This window comes from Deltaproteobacteria bacterium, assembly GCA_020848905.1.
In the GTDB taxonomy this organism is placed as follows: Bacteria; Myxococcota_A; Polyangia.
On sequence record JADLHG010000061.1, the window covers coordinates 1 to 18,660 of the forward strand.

Sequence of the window (18,660 nt, forward strand, 5' to 3'; positions counted from 1 at the left end):
GAAGGGTCTATTCTGCGGCGCTCGCGAGCTGCGCCTCGATGGCGCCGAAGAGCGAGGGGAGCTCGACCGAGCCCACCCGGCGGTTCTCGAAGCTCGAGCCCTTCTTGCCGGCGGGCAGATCGGGGATGGTGCGGGCCCCCGCGCCGATCGTCAGCCAGCCGTCGATGCCCTTCTTCCCGTTCGTGGGGCGGAGGTCCCAGGCCAGCGCGAGCGGGTCGGAGATCGCCGCGTTCACCACGGTGATCAGGCTCAGGGCGTCGGCGCCGTAGTTCTTGGTCACGAAGTACTTCGGGTGCGGCCACTGGCGCGCGCCGGTGCGGGCGGCGAAGGCGCGCAGCGTGGCGAGCGTGCCCGCGTTCACCCCCTGCAGCTCGGCCACGTCCGGGTGTTCCGCCGCGTAGGCCTGAATCCGGGGCAGGCTGCGCGCGAAGGCCGCCTGCCAGGCCGGCTCCAGCATCGAGGAGGAGGCGCTTGCGCACCCCTCCACCTTGAAGATGCCCTTCGTCGTGGAGTAGCTCACCCTCGGGCGGATCGGGTTGCCCTGCCGGTCCACGACGAGCCCTAGCGCGCGCGCGGCGTTGAAGGCCGTAGCCGCCGCTTGCTCCTCGGCGCTGGCCTCGAAGCCCACGTCGACCCAGGTCGCCCCGTGCGGCTCCCAGGCGGTGGCGTAGGGGAGCTCCCCCTTGTGCTGGATGAAGTTGAAGGGCCAGCTGCGACGACCGATGCGACCCCAGCCGGTGTGCTCCTGATGGGCCGGGGTGCCGTAGTCCTGGTAGCCGATCGTCCGGCAGCCCGCGGCCTCGTGCCAGCGCGTGAGCGTCGCGGCGTCGTTCACGACCGCCACGATGGTCGCGCCCATCTGCCCCCGGAGCTCGCCCGTGGTCCAGCGGAAGAGGTTCAGGTAGTGCGGCACCTGCGCCGCGGCGAGGGCTGCGTGGTCCCGGGCCAGGCGCTGCGCCTTGGCCGCGGGGAGCGTCACGGCGAAGCCCTGGTGCTCGAGGGTCACGTTACGGGCCCACGCGCTCTGCGCGGCGAGGGCGAGCAGTGCGGTGAGAATCGAGGCCCGACGGATCGAAAGCATGGAGGTCTCCCCGGGGCGATGGCCAAGGCCCGGGGCTCCTCGATGCAGGCTCCGTGCCGGCGGCCCCGGAGGACTGCGGTCGAGATTGCGAGAGCTTAGCGAGACGAGGGAGCGGCGAGCGCTGGCACCACGGCGAGCCAGACGCGCGCCGCTGCGCACATCAGGTTGCTCGCGTCACGGGGGTGTGAGCCACGCCGATCGGTCATGCGCCTTGAGGCAGCCCCACTTCGCCGGAGGCGGTCGCAAGCTCGCCCGCCGTCCTCGCGGAGCTCAGCGTCCTGGAACTTCGTCGGTACGCAGCCTCCCTCGCAGCTTCCAGCCCGTGTGCAGGAGCCAGGTTCGTGGCGCGCCGACCGTGGGCTCTCCCGAGGGCGGTACCGGCGCGCAGTGCTTCCGTCGGTTCTGGAGCACATAGCTGAGGGCGTGCTTCGTCTCGCTCGGCGTTTTCAAGATGCGCTGGTGGTAGCGGTCGGCGAAGACCCGCCCGTGTCGCCCGAGGCGGTCGTTGAGTCGCCGGGCGAGCCCTGCACGAAATGCACCCTCGATCAGCCGGAGCTGCGGCTTCGCGCGCAGGTTCGGGAGGTCTGACACGACCTTCATCGTCACGTGCACCGGAAAACGGCTCGCGAGCAGCGGCCGCATCCGATGGGGGAGGCCGCTCCCCGGCTGTTTCTTCCGCCCCGCACCCTTCCGCTTCCCGCCCCAGCCCGTCGCCTCCCGCAGTGGCAACGGGAGCTGCTTCGCAGAACCCGCCGGCGCACGCGCGTCCGAAGACCGGTCATCGCCCGAGGAGGATTTGCGTTTGCGTGCCAACATGAATAGGGCTAATACCAGCAAAGCGCCGGTCTGACGTCAAGCGATGGCCTTGCGCGTACACAAACACAACAACACAATAAACCCCCCCTCTCCGCCGCACCGATCCACCCCGGCCCTCCGCATGTGCCCACTGCCGCTCGCGCTCTCGCTCACCCCCCGCCATGTGCCTACTGCAGCCCGCGCCCTCGCTGACCTCCACCCCCACCACCTACGACACCCACCACCTCGCGCCGGTTGCGCGCGCGCCGGCCGTCGTGGTCCAATGATCCTTTGGCTTTGACGATGCGATTCCGGCTGGCGACGATCCTGTTCCTCCTGCTCCATCCCCTCCTCACCCCCTCGGGAGAGTGTCGGATGCTCGGGAAGCGACTTCCTTCCTTCACGGTAGTATCCGGCGACGAGCAGGTGGCGACGGCGGAGACCCTCAAGGGCAAGATCGGCGTCATCTTCTACGAGCACAAGGACGTGGCCGAGCTGACCCGCCCGGCCAAGGAGGAGCTGAACCGGCACTACGCCGCGTGGGGCAAGGAGGCCGTGCGATACGTGGTGCGCCTGGCGGTGATCGACGCCTCGTCGGCCTTCTGGCCGGCCACGCTGGTCTGGAAGCGCAAGCTGCGCGAGAACTCGCAGAGCTGGAAGATGACGATCTACGGCGACTGGAAGGGTGACCTGCGCAAGAGCCTGGGCGTCGAGAAGGGGACCACGAACCTCTTCGTCACCGACCATCGCGGCATCGTGCGCTACCAGCACGCGGGCGCCCTCCCGGCCGCGGAGGTGGAGCGCGTCAAGGCCCTGCTCGTGGCGATCTACCGCGAGATCGTGCCGACGGCTCGCAGCACGCCATGACGCAGGGAGCCTCCGCGGGGGCCTACGGCTTCTTGCAGGAGATCACCGAGCGCGAGCGCTACGGCTGGGTCCTGCCGCCCTTCCCGCGGCGGCGACCGAGCGGGAGCACCGAGCACGACGTGGTGGTGCTCGGCGCGGGTCTTGGAGGCCTCGCGGCGGCGGCTCTGCTCGCGCGGGCGGGGCTCAAGGTCCTCGTGGCGGAGCGGGCGGCGGAGCCGGGGGGCTTTGCCACCTCGTGGGCGCGCGAGGCCGAGGTGGACGGAGCGTCCCGCCGCTTCGTCTTCAGCACCGGCGCGCACGACGTGAGCGGCGTCTCGGCCCGCGGTCCCGTGACGAACCTCCTGCGCCGGCTGGGTCGCGAGGGGGCGCTGAGCTGGCACCGCCTCACGCACGAGTACCGCGTGGGAGGCGAGCGGCTGGTCGTCCCGCCGGACTACAGCGCGTTTCGCGAGGAGCTCGCGCGCCGCTTCCCGGCCGAACGGGATGGGCTCGCGCGCTTCTTCGGCGAGATGCGCGCGGTCTACGAGGACCTCTACGGCGACAGCGACACCTCCGGCGGCGTTCCGTCGCCGCCGAGGAGCGCGGTGGAGAGCCTGTCGTTTCCCTTTCGCCACCCCGTCGCCTTCCGCGCGCTCGACCTCCCCTATCGCGAGTTCGTGGCTCGCCACGTGCGCGAGCCGCGGCTGCGGCGCCTTCTCTCGGTGCTCGAGGCCTACCTCAGCGACGACGGGCGCGTGCTCTCGACCGCCACCATGGCCTTTCTCTTCGGCTACTACCTGCACGGCGGGTTCTATCCGGCCGGCGGGCTCGGTCGCCTGGTCGCGACGCTCGTGGAGGTGGTCGCGGCGCACGGCGGGGCTGTCACGACCCGTGCGGCCGCCAGCGCCGTCCTGGTGCACGGAGGTCGCGCCGTCGGAGTCGAGCTCGTCGGGGGCGAGCGCCACTACGCGCACGCCGTCGTCGCCGCGATAGATGTCTTTCAGCTCTATCGCCGGCTCCTCCCACCGGCCTGCGTGCCGGAGGAGTTTCTGGCGCGGTTCGAGACGGCGCGCCCCTCCACCTCGGCGCTCACCGTCTATCTGGGGCTGCGAGGCGTGCCCGCCCTCCCGCCGCTCGTCTTCGCCCCGTTCGCCGACGGGCGAGAGCTGCACGTCAGCAACCTGTCGGCCGTCGATCCGTCGCTCGCCCCCGCCGGCTGCTCGGCGGTCACCCTCTTCACCATGATCCCCGCGACGGAGGCCCCGCCCTGGCTCGTGCAGGGTCCGGACTACGCGGCGCGCAAGGAGGCGCTGGCCGACGAGCTCGTGGCGCGCCTCGAGGAGCTCGAGCCGGGGGTGCGTGCGCGGCTCCTCTTCCGGCAGGTCGGTACGCCGGCCACCTTCGCCCGCTACGGCGGTTCGGAGCACGGCGGTATCTACGGGCCGGCCCTCGGCGGCTTCCGTCCGTCGTACCGCAGCCCGGTCAAGGGGCTCTTTCTGGCCGGCGCCGGGGTCTTCCCGGGGCCGGGCGTGGAGGGGGTGGTTATTTCCGGCACGCTCGCCGCCGACGCGGTTCTCAGCAGCTTCCGTTCGCGCTAAAGGATCGGCCCATGTCCTCGCCCCCACCGTCGCCCGCGATCGCCGTCATCGGCCTCGGGTGCCATTTCCCCGGCGCGCGCACCCCCGGCGAGCTCTGGGAGAACGTGCTCGCGCGTCGTCGGCAGTTTCGCCGCTTCCTCCCCGGTCGCCTCTCGCTCGAGGACTACTATCACGCCGACCCCGACGCCCCCGACAGGACCTACGGCGCGCGCGGGGCCTTCATCGACGGCTTCGTCTTCGACTGGCAGCGTCGGCGCGTTCCGCAGCGCACGATGGCCAGCACCGACACGGTGCACTGGCTGGCCCTGGAGGTGGCGTTCGCGGCGCTGGCCGACGCGGGCTACGACCCGGCCGCCCTCGCGGGGCACGAGCGCGCCGGCGTACTCGTCGGGAACACGCTCACGGGCGAGTTCAACCGGGCGCACGGGCTCAGGCTGCGCTGGCCGTACGTTCGGCGCGCCCTGCGCCAGGCCGCCGTCTCGCGCGGGCTCTCCGAGGCGGTGACGGACGACCTGGTGCGCGCCACGGGGGAGCTCTACCTCTCGCTGCTGCAGCCCATCACCGAGGACACGCTGGCCGGCTCGCTCTCCAACACCATCGCGGGCCGCATCTGCAATCGCCTGGACCTGAAGGGGGGCGGCTTCACGGTGGACGGGGCGTGCGCGTCGAGCCTCCTCGCCGTGGCGGGCGCGGCCGAGGCGCTCTGCGACGGTCGCCTGGATCTGGCGCTGGCCGGCGGCGTGGACATCAGCCTGGATGCCTTCGAGCTGGTGGGCTTCGCCAAGACCGCCGCGCTCTCTCCGGGCGAGATGTCGGTCTACGACCGGCGCGCGAGCGGCTTCATCCCCGGGGAGGGGTGCGGCTTCGTGGTGCTCAAGCGCCTCGCCGACGCCGAGGCCGCGGGGGACGCGGTCTACGCCGTGCTCCGCGGCTGGGGGATCTCCTCCGACGGGCGCGGGGCGATCACCGCTCCCGATGCGCGCGGACAGGCGCTGGCTCTGCGCCGGGCCTATGCGCGGGCGGGCTACGCGCCGGGCGAGCTCGCCTTCATCGAAGGGCACGGCACCGGCACGCCGGTGGGCGACCCCATCGAGCTCAAGGCCATGGCGCTGGCCATGGAGGACGCGCCGCCGCCGCCGCGCTCGGTGGGGGTGACCTCCTTCAAGTCGCTGGTCGGGCATACCAAGGCCGCGGCAGGGATCGGTGGGCTGATCAAGACCGTGCTGGCCGTGCACCGTCGCGTGGTGCCCCCCACGGCGGGGTGCCTCGAGCCGCACGCCATCTTCGACGGGCCCGCCCTGCCGCTCTACCCGGTGCGCGACGGGGTGGTGCACGCGCCGGGGAGCCGGATGCGCGCGGGCGTCTCGGCGATGGGCTTCGGCGGTATCAACTGCCACGTCACGCTCGAGTCGGGCTCGGCCCCCTCGTCGCGGCACGGCTCGGCGCTCTCCGACGCGGGGCTGCTCGCCTCGGGACAGGAGAGCGAGCTCTTCCTGCTCGCCGCGCCCGATCGGGAGAGCCTCGCGCGTCGCGTCGCGGGCCTGCTCCTCGAGGCGCGGCATCTGGCGCAGGGGGACCTCGCGGACCTCGCGGCGCACCTGGCGGAGCGTCTCGACGACGGCTTGCCCGTGCGCGCGGCCCTCGTGGCCGGCGAGCCGGACGAGCTCGGCGTGCAGCTCGAAGCCCTCGCGGGGCACCTCGCGGGGAGGTCCTCCCTCGCCCCCTCGTCGCGCGCGGGCGCGTTCTTCGGCGAGCGCTCCGGCTCTGTGCGCGTGGGCCTGCTTTTCCCCGGCCAGGGCTCGCAGCAGCTCAACATGGCGCGCGCTCTCGTGCGCCGCTTCGACTGGGCCGCGGCGCTCTTCGAGCAGGCGGAGGAGGCCGTGCGCGGCGTCTGCCCCTCGCCGCTCCGCGCGTTCGTCGAGAGGCCGCTCGACCGCGCGCGGGACGAGGCCGAGGTGGCGGCGTGGAGCCTCGGGCTCGCGCAGACCGAGGTCGCGCAGCCAGCGATCTGCCTGGCCTCGGCGCTCTGGCTCGAGCTCCTCCGCAGGATGGGCGTCGAGCCCTCGGCAGTCGGGGGGCACAGCCTCGGCGAGCTGAGCGCCGCGCACGCCGCGGGCTGGCTCGACCTCCCTGCGCTCTTGCGGCTCGCCGCCGAGCGGGGGGCCGCGATGGCGCGCGCCTCGGGCGAGGCGGGGGCCATGGCCAGCTTGGCCTGCGGAGCGGCGCAGGCCGAGGAGCTGCTCGCGGGCCGCGCAGACCAGGTGGTGATCGCCAACCTGAACGCGCCGGCCCAGACGGTGATTTCGGGGCGCGAGCGCGGCGTGGAGCAGGTGCTCGTCGCGGCCCGGGGGCGGGGGATCGCCGCGGTGCGCCTGCGCGTCTCGCAGGCCTTTCACTCCCCGCTCATGGCTCCCGCGGCCGAGGAGCTGCGCCGGCTGGAGCTTCTCGCGACGGGGACGCCGTGCTGCGCCCTCCTCTCCGCCGCCTCGGGGACGGAGCTCGCTCCGGGCACCTCGCTGAGGGACTACCTCGCGCACGAGGTCACGGCCCGGGTGGACTTCCCGGCGCTCCTCGGGGCTCTCGCCGCGCGGAGCGACCTGCTGCTCGAGGTGGGGCCCGGACGGGTGCTGACCGGTCTCGTGGCGGACTGCGGTGGGCCCGTGCTCTGCTACCCCGTCGAGTCGAAGGCCGGACGCGACGGAGACCTTCACCGGGCGCTGGCGGCGCTCTTCTGCCGCGGGGGGCGCGTTCGCGCGACGGAGCTCTTCGCGGGGCGCCTCCTACGCCCTTACGTCGCGCCCGCCGAGCGCGTGTTTCTCGACAACCCCTGCGAGCGCCCCTTCTCCGAGGCGGTGCTCGGGACGATCGCTGCCCGTTCGCGGCCGGTGCCCGAGGTCGCGCCCGAGCTCGCGCTGCCGGGCCTCGCGCGCGACGAACTCGCGGCATACCTCGCCCGCCGAGGGGAATTCCTCTCCGAGGTGATCCGGGCCGATCTGCGGCACGGCGCGACGGAGCTGCCGGCGGCGGGAAAGCCTGCTTCGATCGTCGAGGGCGAGGTGGGCGCCCCTGCGACCGCGAGCATCGACTCTCCGTCGGAGAGCCCGGTGCTTTCGGCGGCGCAGGCCGTCGGGTCGGAGCCCCCCGTCGAGCCGGAGAACGCGCAGCAGATCATCCTCGAGCTCATCGAGACGCACACCGGCTTCCCACTGGCATCGATCGACCCGAGTGCGCGCCTGCTCGACGATCTCAACCTGGACTCGATCAAGGGGGCGCAGCTCATGGCCGCCGCCGCGCGGCGCCTCGGCCTGCGGGGGCAGCTCGAGAACCCCGCGCGCTTCGCCCGCGCGACGGTGGGGGAGGTGATCGCGGTCTTCCAGGGGCTCGTGGCGGCGCGGCTCGCGGGGCAGACCGGCGACGGCGCCGCCCTTCCCGGCGAGGGCGAGCTTCTCGCGAGGCTGCCAGGATGGGTGCGCCACTTCGTGGCCCGGCTCGAGCCTGCTCCGCGCGTCTCTCCGTCGAGCGAGCTCGCTTCGCCCACGAGCTGGCACCTCGTGCTCGCGGAGGCCGCGGAGGGCTCCGCCTTTGCGACGGAGCTCGGCGCGCGACTCTCGGCTGCGGGGGCGCGGGTCACGAGGCTCGACGAGGCGCCGATCGGCGGGGAGACCGTGTCTGGGTCCGCTCCGACGCACCTCGTGATTCTCGGCGCGGCCCCCGACCCCACCGCGACGCTCGAGGCGGAGCGGCTCCGCACGAGCGCGGCGCTCCTGCACCGGGGGCTGCAGGCGTTCGCGCGCCTCTCTGCCCAGCAGCCCGTGCGCGTCGTCTGTCTGGAGCGCGGAGGGGGGGCGTCCTTCGCCGCGCGAGGGGACCGGGTGGCCGACCCGTGGAGCGGCGGGGCCCTCGGTCTGGCGCAGAGCCTCTTTCTCGAGACGGAGCGACCGGACGTCCTCTACCTCGACCTCCCCGGGGAAACCTCGGGCGAGCGCGCGGGCGCGCTGCTCCTCGAGGAGCTCGCGGGAGCCGGGCCGTTCATCGCCGCCGTGTACGCGGCCGACGGCCAGCGCTCTGTGCCGGTGCTCGAGCTGGACGAGCCGCTCCTCGCGCCGCCGCGGGAGTGTCCGCTCGCTGCCGAGGACGTGGTGCTCGTGACCGGCGGGGCCAAGGGGATCACAGCGGAGTGCGCGCTGGCGCTCGGCAGGGAGAGCGGGGCGCGGTTCGCGCTGGTCGGGAGCACGCCGCTCTCCGAGGAGGGCGGGGGCGCTGCCGCAGAGACGGGGAGCCGGGAGGTCCGCGAGACGCTCGCGCGCTTCGCCGCCGAGGGGCAGACGGCCAGGTACTTCGCCTGCGACGTGACCGACCGCGACGCGCTCGGCCGCCTGATCCGCACCGTCGAGGCGGAGCTCGGGCCGATCCGTGGCGTGCTGCACGGAGCCGGCCGCAACGTCCCGCGCCGCGCCGCCGAGCCGAGCCTCGAGGAAGTCCTGGCCGAGGTGGGTCCGAAGCTGCTCGGGGCGCTGCACCTCGGCACGCTCCTCTCGGACCGCCCGCTCAAGCTCTTCTGGGGCCTCTCGTCGATCATCGGCGTCACGGGGCTCGCGCGGAACGCCTGGTACGCCTGGAGCAACGAGCTCCTCCAGCGACTCCTGCACCATCTGCGCGCGAGGTTCCCTGCGGCCGACGTGCTCTGCGTGGCCTTCGGTCTGTGGGACGAGGTGGGGATGGGGGTGAAGCTCGGCAGCCTCGAGCTGCTCCGCTCCCTCGGGCTCTCGCCCATCTCGGTGGAAGAAGGGACGCGCCGGCTACTCTACCTTCTGCGCGGCCAGCCTCCGGCGCACCAGGTGGTGATCGCGGGGCGCACGCCCTCGCAGGGGACCGTGTCTCTGGCGCGTCTTCCGCCGCCGACGGCGAGCGAGCGCTTTCTCGAGACGATCTTGACCGAGACGCCCGGGGTGGAGGTGGTGGCCCAGGTCCGGCTGCGGCGGGAGGTGGACCTCTACCTCGAGGACCATCGGTACGGCGGCGCGCTCCTCTTCCCGACGGTGTTCGGGCTCGAGGCCATGGCGCAGGTCGCGGCACGGGCGATGGATGTGCGAGCGGTGCAGGCGGTGACCTTCGAGGCCCTGCGCCTCGAGCAGCCCATCGTGGTGGACCCCGAGGGAGGGACCCGCATCTGCATCCGGGCCGAGGTGCTCGAGCGACTCGGCGCGCAGGCCGCGCGAGCCGCGCGCGTCACGGTCGGCCTCGCCTCGGACCCGGGTCGTCCGGCGTTCAGCGCGACGGTGGTCTTCGGCGCCCCCTCGGTAGGCGACGCGGCGACGGTGCGACCTTCGAGCGGACCCGCGGGGGGAACCTCCATCGTCCCCCGTCGGGACGTGTACGGCCCCATTCTCTTTCACGGTCCGCTCTTCCAGCGGCTCGCGAGCGTCGAAGAGCTGGACTCCCGGCACGCGCGGTTCACGGTGGAGGGGCACGGCGCGGCCGGGCGCGGGCTCGAGGGCTTCGCGCCGGGGACCTGCGGGCCGCTCCTCCTCGGAGATCCCTTCCTGCGGGACGCGCTCCTGCAGGTGGGCCAGCTCCTGAGTCCCCAGGAGATATCGCTCCCCGTGGGGATCGATCGGGTCACCCGCTGGCCCGTCTCGGCCGCGACGCCGGTGGCGGAGACGACGCGCCTCCACGGAGCGCTCACGCTCGAGGCCCAGGAAGGTCCGGAGCGGCGGCTGACCGTGGCGCTCTTTACCGCGTCGGGCGAGCTCGTCGAGCGGTTGGAAGGCTACCGAGTCCGCGTGCTGCGCAAGGACCTCGAGCGCCCTACCGCCGAGGCGCTGGCGAACGGCACCCGGTCGCAAGAGCTCCACGACCAGCTCGCGCGCGCCTACGACGCCGACCCGTCCCTCGAGCTGCTCGTGCGCGGTCCCACGGGGCGACGCACCTTCGTTTCGACCACGCCGCTCGACTTCCGGGAGCTCGCGAACCTGAACGGCGGGCTCTACTTCTCGCACCTCTTCGCCCGCCTGGGACAGCTCCGGGAGCGGGCCCTGATGCCGCTCTTCGGCTTCGTCGCGCAGAAGCTCCAGACGGGGCAGTGGGGCGTGGCCACGGTACGGAGCGAGGTGCGGATCCGAGGCGACGCGCGCCCCGGGGACCTCCTCGTCAGTCGCCTGTGGCTCGACGGTGCCGATCCGTCCAGCCCGGGGGCCCTGCGGCTCGGCGTCGACTGGCAGCGCGCGCCGCGCTTCGGCGAGACGACGTGGCTGGCGGAGGGGACGCAGACCCTGAACTGGGTACGGGTCGTGGCTCCGGGGGTGGTCGAGCCGGCCCCCTTTCCCGAGGAGCTGAAGGCGCCCCTCGCGCTGCTGAGCGAGCTCCAGCCGGGGCACGACGAGCGCGCGAACGTGCCGCGAGAGGAGCCCGCGCTCGACGAGGGGGCCGAGCTCTTCGCCGCGCGACCGGGGGGCCCCTCGCCGCTGCTCGCCGAGGAGACCTTCGCCACGAGCCTTGAAGACGCGAACCTGATGGGGAACATCTACTTCGCGAGCTACGCGCGCTGGCAGGGACGGCTGCGCGATCGCTTCGTCTACGACCAGCTTCCTTCCGACGCGCGGCTGGCCGGACCCGGGCCCGCGCTGGTCTGCACGCACAGCCGGGTAGATCACCTGCGCGAGGCGCTGCCGTTCGACGCGGTGCGCGTGTCCATGCAGCTCGCGCGCCTCACCGTGAACGGATTCACGCTCTCCTTCGCGTACCACGCCCGCCGCAGCCCCGCGCACGAGGAGCAGAAGGTGGCGGTGGCGGAGCATTCGGCGCTCTGGTGCGAGCGCGACGGGCAGGGTCTCCTTCGCGCCCTTCCGCTCCCCGCGCCGCTCGCGCGCTCTCTCTTAGATCCTCGACGCTAGGGTGCTGCGAGGCTCCTGCGCGACTCTCTACGCCACGATCTCGAACGAGCTCCCCCGATGGCGCCGATAGAGCTCGAGGACCCAGCGAAACCCGGTTCGCTCCGAGACGCTCTGCCGCAGCTCGACGAGCGCCTCGGGCCATGGCTCGGGCAAGGGATACGGGAACTCGGGCGGCCGGATGATGGCCGTCATCACCGCCGCCGCCGTCAGGTCGGCGACGGTGAACGTATCGCCCACCAGGTACCCGCTCGGGCCGAGCTCGGCCTCGAGCCGGTCGAAGTGGCCCGGGAGGCGCTCCCGCGCGAGCGCGACGGGCGAGGCCGAGAGGCCCATGTTTCGGCGGAAGAGGGGGCGCATCAGGGGAAAGAGGGCCCGCCAGACCGCGCGCGTCCCCTTGCTCGCGCCGTCCGTGGCCATGCGCGCGCTGGCCGCGGAATCGTCGATGTAGGTCGACCAGAAGAGGCGACGCAGGTCGGGCGCCACCTCCTCGTCGAAGTAGCGCTGGATGCCCAGCGCTCGTTCCAGCGCCGGCGGGTCGCGCGGAAAGAGGGGGGGGTCGGGGCGCAGGCGTTCGAGCTCGGCCAGGATCGCGGCGGACCCGTGCAGCCAGCGGCCGTCGAGCTCGAGCACCGGCACCTGGGACTGTCCCGTGAGACGCCGAACCCGGGGCACGTGGAACCCGGGCAGCAGGGTCGTGCGACGGTGGGGCCAACGCTTGAAGTCGAGGGCCCAGCGCACCTTCTCGTTGTAGTGCGAGACGCGGAAGTGGAGCAGGTGCGGGGCGACGTCCTGCGGGGGCGACATGCTTCCTCCTACTCCCGAGGAAGAAGGCTACTGCCGGGTCCAGCGACCGGTACGGATCGCCTCGACGGCAGCCCTCCAGGAATGATCGGTCCCGGGATAGGGGCCCATCTGGAGAATCGTCTCGAGGTTCTCCGCCACGCGCGCGCCGTGACGGTTGAACTGATCGCGCGCGTAGTCGGCGATCTCCTCTGGGTGCTGCAACGAGAAGGCGGCGCGGAACTCCCAGTTGTCGGGATAGCCGGCCGCCGCCGACTCCTGCTTGAGCGCCTCGATCAGCGCCGCGCCCTTGCGGGCACTAGGCCACGCTGCCGGGCTCTTCTTCGGCAACCGCGCGAAGGCCACGCACCAGGCGCCGCTCATCCCCTTCGGGGCTCGCTCGTCGAGGACGAGCTCGTGCACGAGGTGTCGGTTCAGCGGGTGGCGGCGGTCCATCTCGGTGAGGAACTCCGCGATCTGCTCGGGACGACGCAGGCTCTCCACGGCGACGGCGAGCAGGCTCTCGCGCCCACCGCCGACCGCCTTGCGCTCGAGCCAGCGCAGGAGCGCCGGACCGCGCCAGCCCGGCTCTCGGAGCGTCCCGAAAAAGGGTTCCACCTTCGTCGAGCGCGCCCCTTCCCGTGCGTCGATCCAGTAGGCGGTGACGTCCGATAGGGGCATGGTGGCCTCGACCTTGGTGGTGGCCTGACCGGCGGGGGGCTGACCCACACGTTCGTCACCCAGCGGGAAGGTCCAGTAGATCCTCCCCGTCACCTTCACCACCTTGCCCTTGCGGCCCGGGACGACGCGCACGCGGTCCACGAAGCTCGACTCCACGTTGAGCTGGGTCACGGTCTGGCCGCTTGGCCAGGTCGGCGTCGCGAGCCTGCGCGCGTGCATGGCGAGCGCGAAGCGCGTGGGTGAGATCACGCGCCACCAGGCCTTGGTGTAGCGCTTGGGCTCAAAGCCGCTCTGCCCGCGCACCGGCGCCGGTGCGGTCGATTCGGCAGCGCGCGCCTCGATCGTGCCGCCGAGAAGGAGCGCGAAGAAACATCCCGTGAAGAGTCTGGTCCTGGTCGACATGCTGTCACCCGCGAGCAGTCCCGAGAGGGCTGGTCGAGTCGCGACCAGAGCAACTCGCGCGCCACCGAGAAGTTCCGTCATGATGTTCGAGGGCCGAACCGGATCCCTGGCTCCCCGGCCAGCCGATCCGCGCCCTTTGGGCGAGCCATCCTGTTCGACCTTCGGTGAATCCTGCCGCGTGCTCTGGTGGCTTCTTGGGCGCGATGGGCTGCGCCACGACCTACCGGCAAGCGCAGGCGCCGTCCGCCAGGCCTGCCAGAACGCTCCGTCGGCCGGGGCCGAGACCAGCCAAGCCTCTATCATTACACGCTGGGTTCGGATCGACGACGCGGCACGAGGCTTGCGTATGCGTCCCCGTGAACCCAAGCCCCGTGTGATCTGAAGCCCGGTCCCGGGCCAGCAGGCTTGGCGTGCGCCGGGATAGTTCGTCGATGAGTACCACTAGGCCCCCGGCATTCTCCCTCGCAGCTCTCGTTTGGGTAGGCGTGCTGGCGCTGCCCTTCGGTGCTCGGGCACGAGCGAACGAGCCGACGCGCGTCGTCGCTACCCTGGATGCCTCGACGGTGATCCCCACGGGACGCGCCGCCGCCCTGAACAACGTGGTGAACCTCCTACGGCAGGCGAACCTGAGCCGCTGGGCCTACGCATCGGTCTTCCAGGGCAAGGGGACGAAGCCGTACAGCGGAGCGCTGGTCGTCGCCTCGGTCAACACGGTCACGACCCTTCCAGGCGCCGACGGACAGCGGATCACCACCCAGGCGGCCTGGGTCGAGTCGATCGGCAGACAGAGCATCGGCTTCATGGCCGCCGTCGGCCCAGGCAGCATCGGCTCGACGAGCGGCTACCTCCGTCTCGGAGACAAGTTCGTCCCCTACAAGTGGGTAGACGGCCAGGAACGGCTGTCCGACATGCGGGCGAAGTACTTCTCCGGCACCGAGGCCACCTTCATGGTCAACCCCGAGCAGATGAACGCCTTCCTGGTCTTCTACTACGCGCGACACCACAAGCTGTTCCTGAACGGCGAGGGAGCGCCCTACAGCCCGAACTTCGAGCCCCACGGGAAGATCATCTACGGCTTCAGCGGCAAGCCAAAGCCCGGCTGCCGCTTTCCCGGCGGCCAAGAAGGCTGCGCGGCGCTCGCCTCCTCCGGCGGGGGCTCGACCTGGGGGGGGCAGTTTGCAAAGCAGTATGTCGGCATCAAGCAACGTGCCCGCGAGAAGCTCGCGGCGCTTAGCGCTCCCGTGGCCGGCGAGTACAACTACGAGTACCACCTGCGGCTCTACGACCAAGCGCGCGAGGAGCTGCAGCTGATCATCGACGGGGCCCCGAATCTGCCGCAGGTCCTGCGGGCCTTCCAGAAGGAGCGGGGTCTCACCCAGCAGGCGGATCCGCACGTACTCGTGCGCACCCACAGCATCAAGGCCGACCTCGTCACGGTCTTCGGCGAGCAGCACGAGGACCCTATGGAGACGCTCACCTGGCGGCGGGACAACGTGCGCTACACGAGCCCGCAATCCGGCAGGTCCTATCGCGACCGCGAGAAGAAGGGCTGGCTCGGCATGGGCTTCCCCTACACGATCCCCGACCTGACGGCCGGCGAGACCCTCGGGGGCGTCGCTGCTCGGCGCTTGCGCCTCGAGGACCTGGCCTCGGCCCTTCGCTAGAATTTGGGCGACGGCCTCAAAGCAGAGGGCTGGCTGGACGACGCCGTCGCTAGCCCGCGGCCATGAACCGCTTCAGCGTCGCGACGGCGAACTCGACCCCGAGCGCGGGAACCGCCGGGTCGACGTTTTCGAGCACGTCGCTCGGACGGTGCAGGTGGGGGATGACCCCTTCCTTCGTTATCGCGGCGAGGGCCAGACACGGAAAGCCCGCCCGCAGGAAGTTGATGCTGTCGAAGTCTCCGACGTGCCAGTCGAGCTGCGAGATCTCGGCGAACCGTGGGTTCGAAGCAGCCGTCTCCAGCGCGGCGTCCACGATGGGGCCCGCGTAGGTCGCCCGCGTGATGGACCCCGTCGAGCGCACGACGCGCACCACGCCGGCGCCAAACCCGTCGAAGTTCACGACGTGGGTGCGGGCGGGGTCCAGCGACCTGCCGTGCGCACGCACGAACGCGCCCGAGCCGACCAGGCTCACCTCCTCGGCGGAGGTGAGTAGCACCTTGACCGACCAGCCGGCGGGTGCGCACCGCCATAGCTCGGCGGCGGTGGCCAGCGCGACCCCGACGCCCGTGGCGTTGTCGGCCGCACCGTTGGTGTAGCCCCGCCGAAAGAAGTCGAAGCTGGCGAGGACGAACAGCGCGACGAAGTAACCACAGAGGGGCCAGCGCAGCGACGCCACCCACGACGGACCCAGGTGCAGCGCGCCGGCGGCAGAGACGGCCACGGCGAGGACGATGATCGCCATCGAGATGAAGAGCGACCGACGAAAGCCCTTCACCATCGACGGCAGGTAGAGGAGCGAGATCGGTGCCGAGTCGAAGTGGGCCATGAGGAGCAGCGTGTTGGGTCGCTCCTCGTCGGGCGCAGCCGGCTGCTCGGCGAGCAGGTTGTCGGCTCGGCCGCGCGGCGGCAGGAGCATCAGCGGGGACCAGCGCCAGTCGAGAAAGAGGAGCCCGGAGAGGGCGGCGGAGGCCGTCAGCGCCAGGCCGAGCCAGGGGAGGAGGGGGCCGAGGAGAAGCCCGCCGATGAGGCCCGTCACGAGCCACCCCATGATGGGCACGTAGGTGCGCGGGGTGGCGAAGGGCAGTCGCGTGACGGACGCGCCCATCGCGCGCAACCGCTGCTCGAGGAGCTCGGCAGCACGTGCGCCGCAGGTCGTGGTCGCTCCGCGATGGGGGAGCGCGGCGAGCTCGCGCACGACCTCCATCGGATCGAGGGGGGCAGGGGCGGGAGTCTCCAGTTTCGCGGACAGCGCGTGCACGATAGACGGTCCCTTTCGACGCAGAGTATGCAGCCGTGCAGGCATTGCCACAGGCCTTCGTCGAAGGTCCAGGCGATTTTGTCCTCACGTCTCCTCACGAAGTGACTCGTGCAGCCGCGTGGCCGAAAGGGTCCATGACCGAGGCCGCTGCTCCGTCGTCACTAGCCAGCGGGCCGCTGATTCTCGAAGGCCACGGCGGGTTAACGCGGAGGTCTGGTCAGCGATTGCAGTGGCTTGGGTCGCGGCACGCAATATGCTCAGGGGCGCCGCATACCGTCTGGAGGATCGTTTCATGCGGCTGCTCGCCGACTGCGCGCCAGGTGTCCGTCGGTCGGGCCTCGTCGGCCTCGTCGGAGCGGGGCTCTGCGCGGCCGTGCTCGGCGCGTGCGGGGTCGAGCCGGAGCTCGCGCGCAGCCGGTCCGGAGGCCCCTCGTGTCTCGAGAGCCCGGGGGCGGACGAGGACCCCTGCACGACACGCCGCCGAGCCCTCGCCTGCGACAACGACTCGCAGCGGCTCTTCTGCGGGGACAAGGGGGTCCGCGCCGCGTTCCTCGCGCTGCCGAGCACCACCGCCGAGGGGAAGACCTGGATCACGGTGCGGCTCACCGTCACGCGCCCCCTCGCGCCCAAGGAGCGCTACGTCAATCTGAGCCTCGCACCCAAGGGCTGTGCGGTCGGCTCGGCGCCGGATTGCGCGCCCGACCCGCAGAGCTATCCGCGCATCTATCGCCAGAGCCTCGAGACGGACTACGCGAGCCAGAAGCCGGTGGACTACGCCAGGTGCTCGTCTGCCACCCCCTGCGTGGCCTTCTTCCGCTGGTGGGAGATCCTGCCCAAGTACCAGCGTTATGCCGCGACGGCGGTGCTCGAGCGCGTGGAGGACGGAGAGCTCACCCACGCGACGCACCTCAGGCCGAGCTACACCTTCGAGACCATCGACCCCGTCCTGTGCGGGGATAGCGCTCCGCCCTCGCAGTACTTCTGGCCGGTGCCGGCTGGCATGGACGTGAGCCGGGGCTACAAGGCCCACGTGGATTATCAAACCTGCGGCTGGCACACCGGCATCGACATCCCGGCCGCGGAGGGCGCGACGATCTTCAGCGTGGCGAGCGGCCGGGTGGTCCACGTCGGGCACCTCTGGGCGAAGGAGAGCGGCAAGGGCAGGGGGCCGTACGCCGTGGTGGTGCAGCACGCGCCGGGGCTCTACTCGACCTACAGCCACAACGCGCGCGCGCTGGTGAACCCCGGGGACTGCGTTTGGGGGGGGCAGCAGATCGCGGAGGTGGGCAGCCTCGGCAAGAGCACCGGACCGCACCTGCACCTCGAGATCCTGACGGACACGCGCTTCACCGGCAACTGGAAGCTCCCCTTCGAGGGAGCCTGCGCGCGCTACGCGAACCCGCTCGACTACCTGACGGCTCCCTGAGTCTCGGGGCCCGGCGCCGTCGGGACTACTGCAGCACCATCATCAGCGGGTAGTGATCCGAGCCCTTGAGCGGCAGCACGCCGGAGGCCTGCATGACCGTGGAGGCGGAGGTGAAGACCTGGTCGAGCTGCAGCCCCGGGTAGCTCGTCTCCCCCGCCGAGCGGCTCGGCCAGCTCGGTTGCGCGGGGCGGCCGCGGAAGGGGTCGACCAGGCCCTTCGAGATGGTGCGATAGGGCTTGGTCGGGACGCGCAGCGCGCTCCGCATGAAGTTCAGATCGCCGAAGAGGACCACGTTGCTCTTCGATAGGTCGCGGCCGAAGTCTCCGGCGAGGTTTGCCCGCAGGGCGTGGACCTGATTCATCAGCGGGTTCTTGCGACCGAAGACGATGTCGAGGCTCGTGCGAAAGAAGCCCCACAGCCCGCCGCCCCGCTCCTGCCGCAGCTTGTCCCAGGGCTGGATCGCGTGGAAGGGGACGAGCTCGACGCGGCGGCCGTCCGGCAGGTGGACCCCCACGCGGAGGTACGGCTTGTCGAAGTAGCGCGCGTCGCCATAGCCCGCTTCCCAGCGCTGGCGATAGCGCTCCGCCTGCTCGGGGCTCGAACCCGGCGGAGCGTAGCCGAGCTGGCGCGCCTGCTCGGGTGACAGCGCATGGCGGCTCAGGAGCAAAAGGCCGTCGTTCGGCGTGCCCGCGTTGTAGGGCTGGAAGTGCTGGTGCGGGTAGGCCCGCGCCAGCGCCGCCCGCGTCTCGGGGCGCAGGATGCCCTGCTGGTACTCGCCGAGCACGATCACGTCCGGGTGGAAGCGCGAGCTGGAGAGGGCCTGAAGGTTCGCGTCGAGGGGCGGGAGCTGACCTTTGCGCGTCAGCTTCGCGTTCAGCTCGCCGCGCTGCACGTTCCACCAGAGGAGTCGCAGGCCGCCCCCCTGCCCCGCGAGGGTGCCGAGGGAGCGGGTGGCCGGATCCACGTCCCAGCGGAGCGCCGGTGCGGGCGTGCGAGCGGCGACGGGCTGGGCGAGCGCGCAGAGCGCGACGAGCAGGCCGAGGCGCAGGCCGGCGGGGATCGCTGCGCCTCGCGCGAGGCGCTTTCCACGGTTCGGTTGTGGCACGGCAACCGGTCTTAGCAACTTCCCGGCCAATACGCGGCGCCGCCAACCATTGGAATTCAGACGGTCCGTGGCCCCGAGCGGCGTCTCGAGGCGTAGCCTGGGGACAACAAACCCCCCTGGTCGGCGTGGCG

General features: G+C 71.8%; 11 protein-coding genes. 5 read left to right on the plus strand and 6 right to left on the minus strand.

Going from position 1 to position 18,660, the window contains the following annotated elements:
• Positions 1-7: 7 nt before the first annotated feature.
• Together IT371_26470 and IT371_26475 are read right to left on the minus strand one after the other, a co-directional pair.
• A complete protein-coding gene (locus IT371_26470) occupies positions 8-1,081 on the minus strand; it encodes a hypothetical protein (protein MCC6751225.1) in 1,074 nt (357 codons plus the stop codon).
• Positions 1,082-1,351: 270 nt separating this feature from the next.
• Positions 1,352-1,810 carry a hypothetical protein gene (locus tag IT371_26475; protein ID MCC6751226.1) on the minus strand — a complete coding sequence of 153 codons (459 nt, stop codon included), beginning with the start codon at positions 1,808-1,810 and terminating at the stop codon, positions 1,352-1,354.
• A gap of 369 nt (positions 1,811-2,179) precedes the next feature.
• On the opposite strand from IT371_26475, the gene IT371_26480 reads away from it, so the two are divergent.
• Genes IT371_26480 through IT371_26490 form a run of 3 tightly spaced genes read left to right on the plus strand, consistent with a single transcriptional unit; the run spans position 2,180 to position 11,213 of the window.
• Positions 2,180-2,743, plus strand: a complete 564-nt coding sequence (locus IT371_26480; protein ID MCC6751227.1) for a redoxin domain-containing protein — start codon at positions 2,180-2,182, stop codon at positions 2,741-2,743.
• Positions 2,740-4,320: an NAD(P)/FAD-dependent oxidoreductase gene (locus IT371_26485; protein ID MCC6751228.1), complete on the plus strand. Its 1,581-nt coding sequence runs from the start codon at positions 2,740-2,742 to the stop codon at positions 4,318-4,320. Before IT371_26480 ends, IT371_26485 begins: the two co-directional genes overlap by 4 nt.
• A gap of 11 nt (positions 4,321-4,331) precedes the next feature.
• On the plus strand, positions 4,332-11,213 hold the full coding sequence (locus IT371_26490) for an SDR family NAD(P)-dependent oxidoreductase (protein MCC6751229.1): 6,882 nt from the start codon (positions 4,332-4,334) through the stop codon (positions 11,211-11,213).
• A 27-nt stretch (positions 11,214-11,240) separates the two neighbouring features.
• Here the strand turns inward: IT371_26490 and IT371_26495 are convergent, their stop codons facing one another.
• Both IT371_26495 and IT371_26500 read right to left on the minus strand, forming a co-directional pair.
• Positions 11,241-12,017, minus strand: coding sequence for a glutathione S-transferase family protein (locus IT371_26495; protein MCC6751230.1), 777 nt, complete (start codon positions 12,015-12,017; stop codon positions 11,241-11,243).
• Between the two features lie 27 nt (positions 12,018-12,044).
• Positions 12,045-13,076 (minus strand): hypothetical protein, encoded by a 1,032-nt coding sequence (locus IT371_26500; protein MCC6751231.1) that lies wholly within the window; start codon positions 13,074-13,076, stop codon positions 12,045-12,047.
• Positions 13,077-13,639: 563 nt separating this feature from the next.
• Here IT371_26500 and IT371_26505 point away from each other — a divergent pair.
• Positions 13,640-14,740 (plus strand): hypothetical protein, encoded by a 1,101-nt coding sequence (locus IT371_26505; protein MCC6751232.1) that lies wholly within the window; start codon positions 13,640-13,642, stop codon positions 14,738-14,740.
• A 49-nt stretch (positions 14,741-14,789) separates the two neighbouring features.
• On the opposite strand, the gene IT371_26510 is transcribed toward IT371_26505, so the two are convergent.
• Positions 14,790-15,998: a M28 family peptidase gene (locus IT371_26510; protein MCC6751233.1), complete on the minus strand. Its 1,209-nt coding sequence runs from the start codon at positions 15,996-15,998 to the stop codon at positions 14,790-14,792.
• A gap of 292 nt (positions 15,999-16,290) precedes the next feature.
• Here IT371_26510 and IT371_26515 point away from each other — a divergent pair, with 292 nt between their 5' ends.
• A complete protein-coding gene (locus IT371_26515; protein MCC6751234.1) occupies positions 16,291-17,424 on the plus strand; it encodes a M23 family metallopeptidase in 1,134 nt (377 codons plus the stop codon).
• Positions 17,425-17,449: 25 nt separating this feature from the next.
• Here IT371_26515 and IT371_26520 read toward each other — a convergent pair whose 3' ends face one another.
• Positions 17,450-18,529 carry an endonuclease/exonuclease/phosphatase family protein gene (locus IT371_26520; protein MCC6751235.1) on the minus strand — a complete coding sequence of 360 codons (1,080 nt, stop codon included), beginning with the start codon at positions 18,527-18,529 and terminating at the stop codon, positions 17,450-17,452.
• Positions 18,530-18,660 lie beyond the last annotated feature (131 nt).

Bases quoted from the DNA above. Each gene is read 5' to 3' on its own strand.
- IT371_26470 (MCC6751225.1), bottom strand. From the start codon at position 1,081: ATGCTTTCGATCCGTCGGGCCTCGATTCTCACCGCACTGCTCGCCCTC.
- IT371_26480 (MCC6751227.1), top strand. From the start codon at position 2,180: ATGCGATTCCGGCTGGCGACGATCCTGTTCCTCCTGCTCCATCCCCTC.
- IT371_26485 (MCC6751228.1), top strand. From the start codon at position 2,740: ATGACGCAGGGAGCCTCCGCGGGGGCCTACGGCTTCTTGCAGGAGATC.
- IT371_26490 (MCC6751229.1), top strand. From the start codon at position 4,332: ATGTCCTCGCCCCCACCGTCGCCCGCGATCGCCGTCATCGGCCTCGGG.
- IT371_26495 (MCC6751230.1), bottom strand. From the start codon at position 12,017: ATGTCGCCCCCGCAGGACGTCGCCCCGCACCTGCTCCACTTCCGCGTC.
- IT371_26500 (MCC6751231.1), bottom strand. From the start codon at position 13,076: ATGTCGACCAGGACCAGACTCTTCACGGGATGTTTCTTCGCGCTCCTT.
- IT371_26515 (MCC6751234.1), top strand. From the start codon at position 16,291: ATGCGGCTGCTCGCCGACTGCGCGCCAGGTGTCCGTCGGTCGGGCCTC.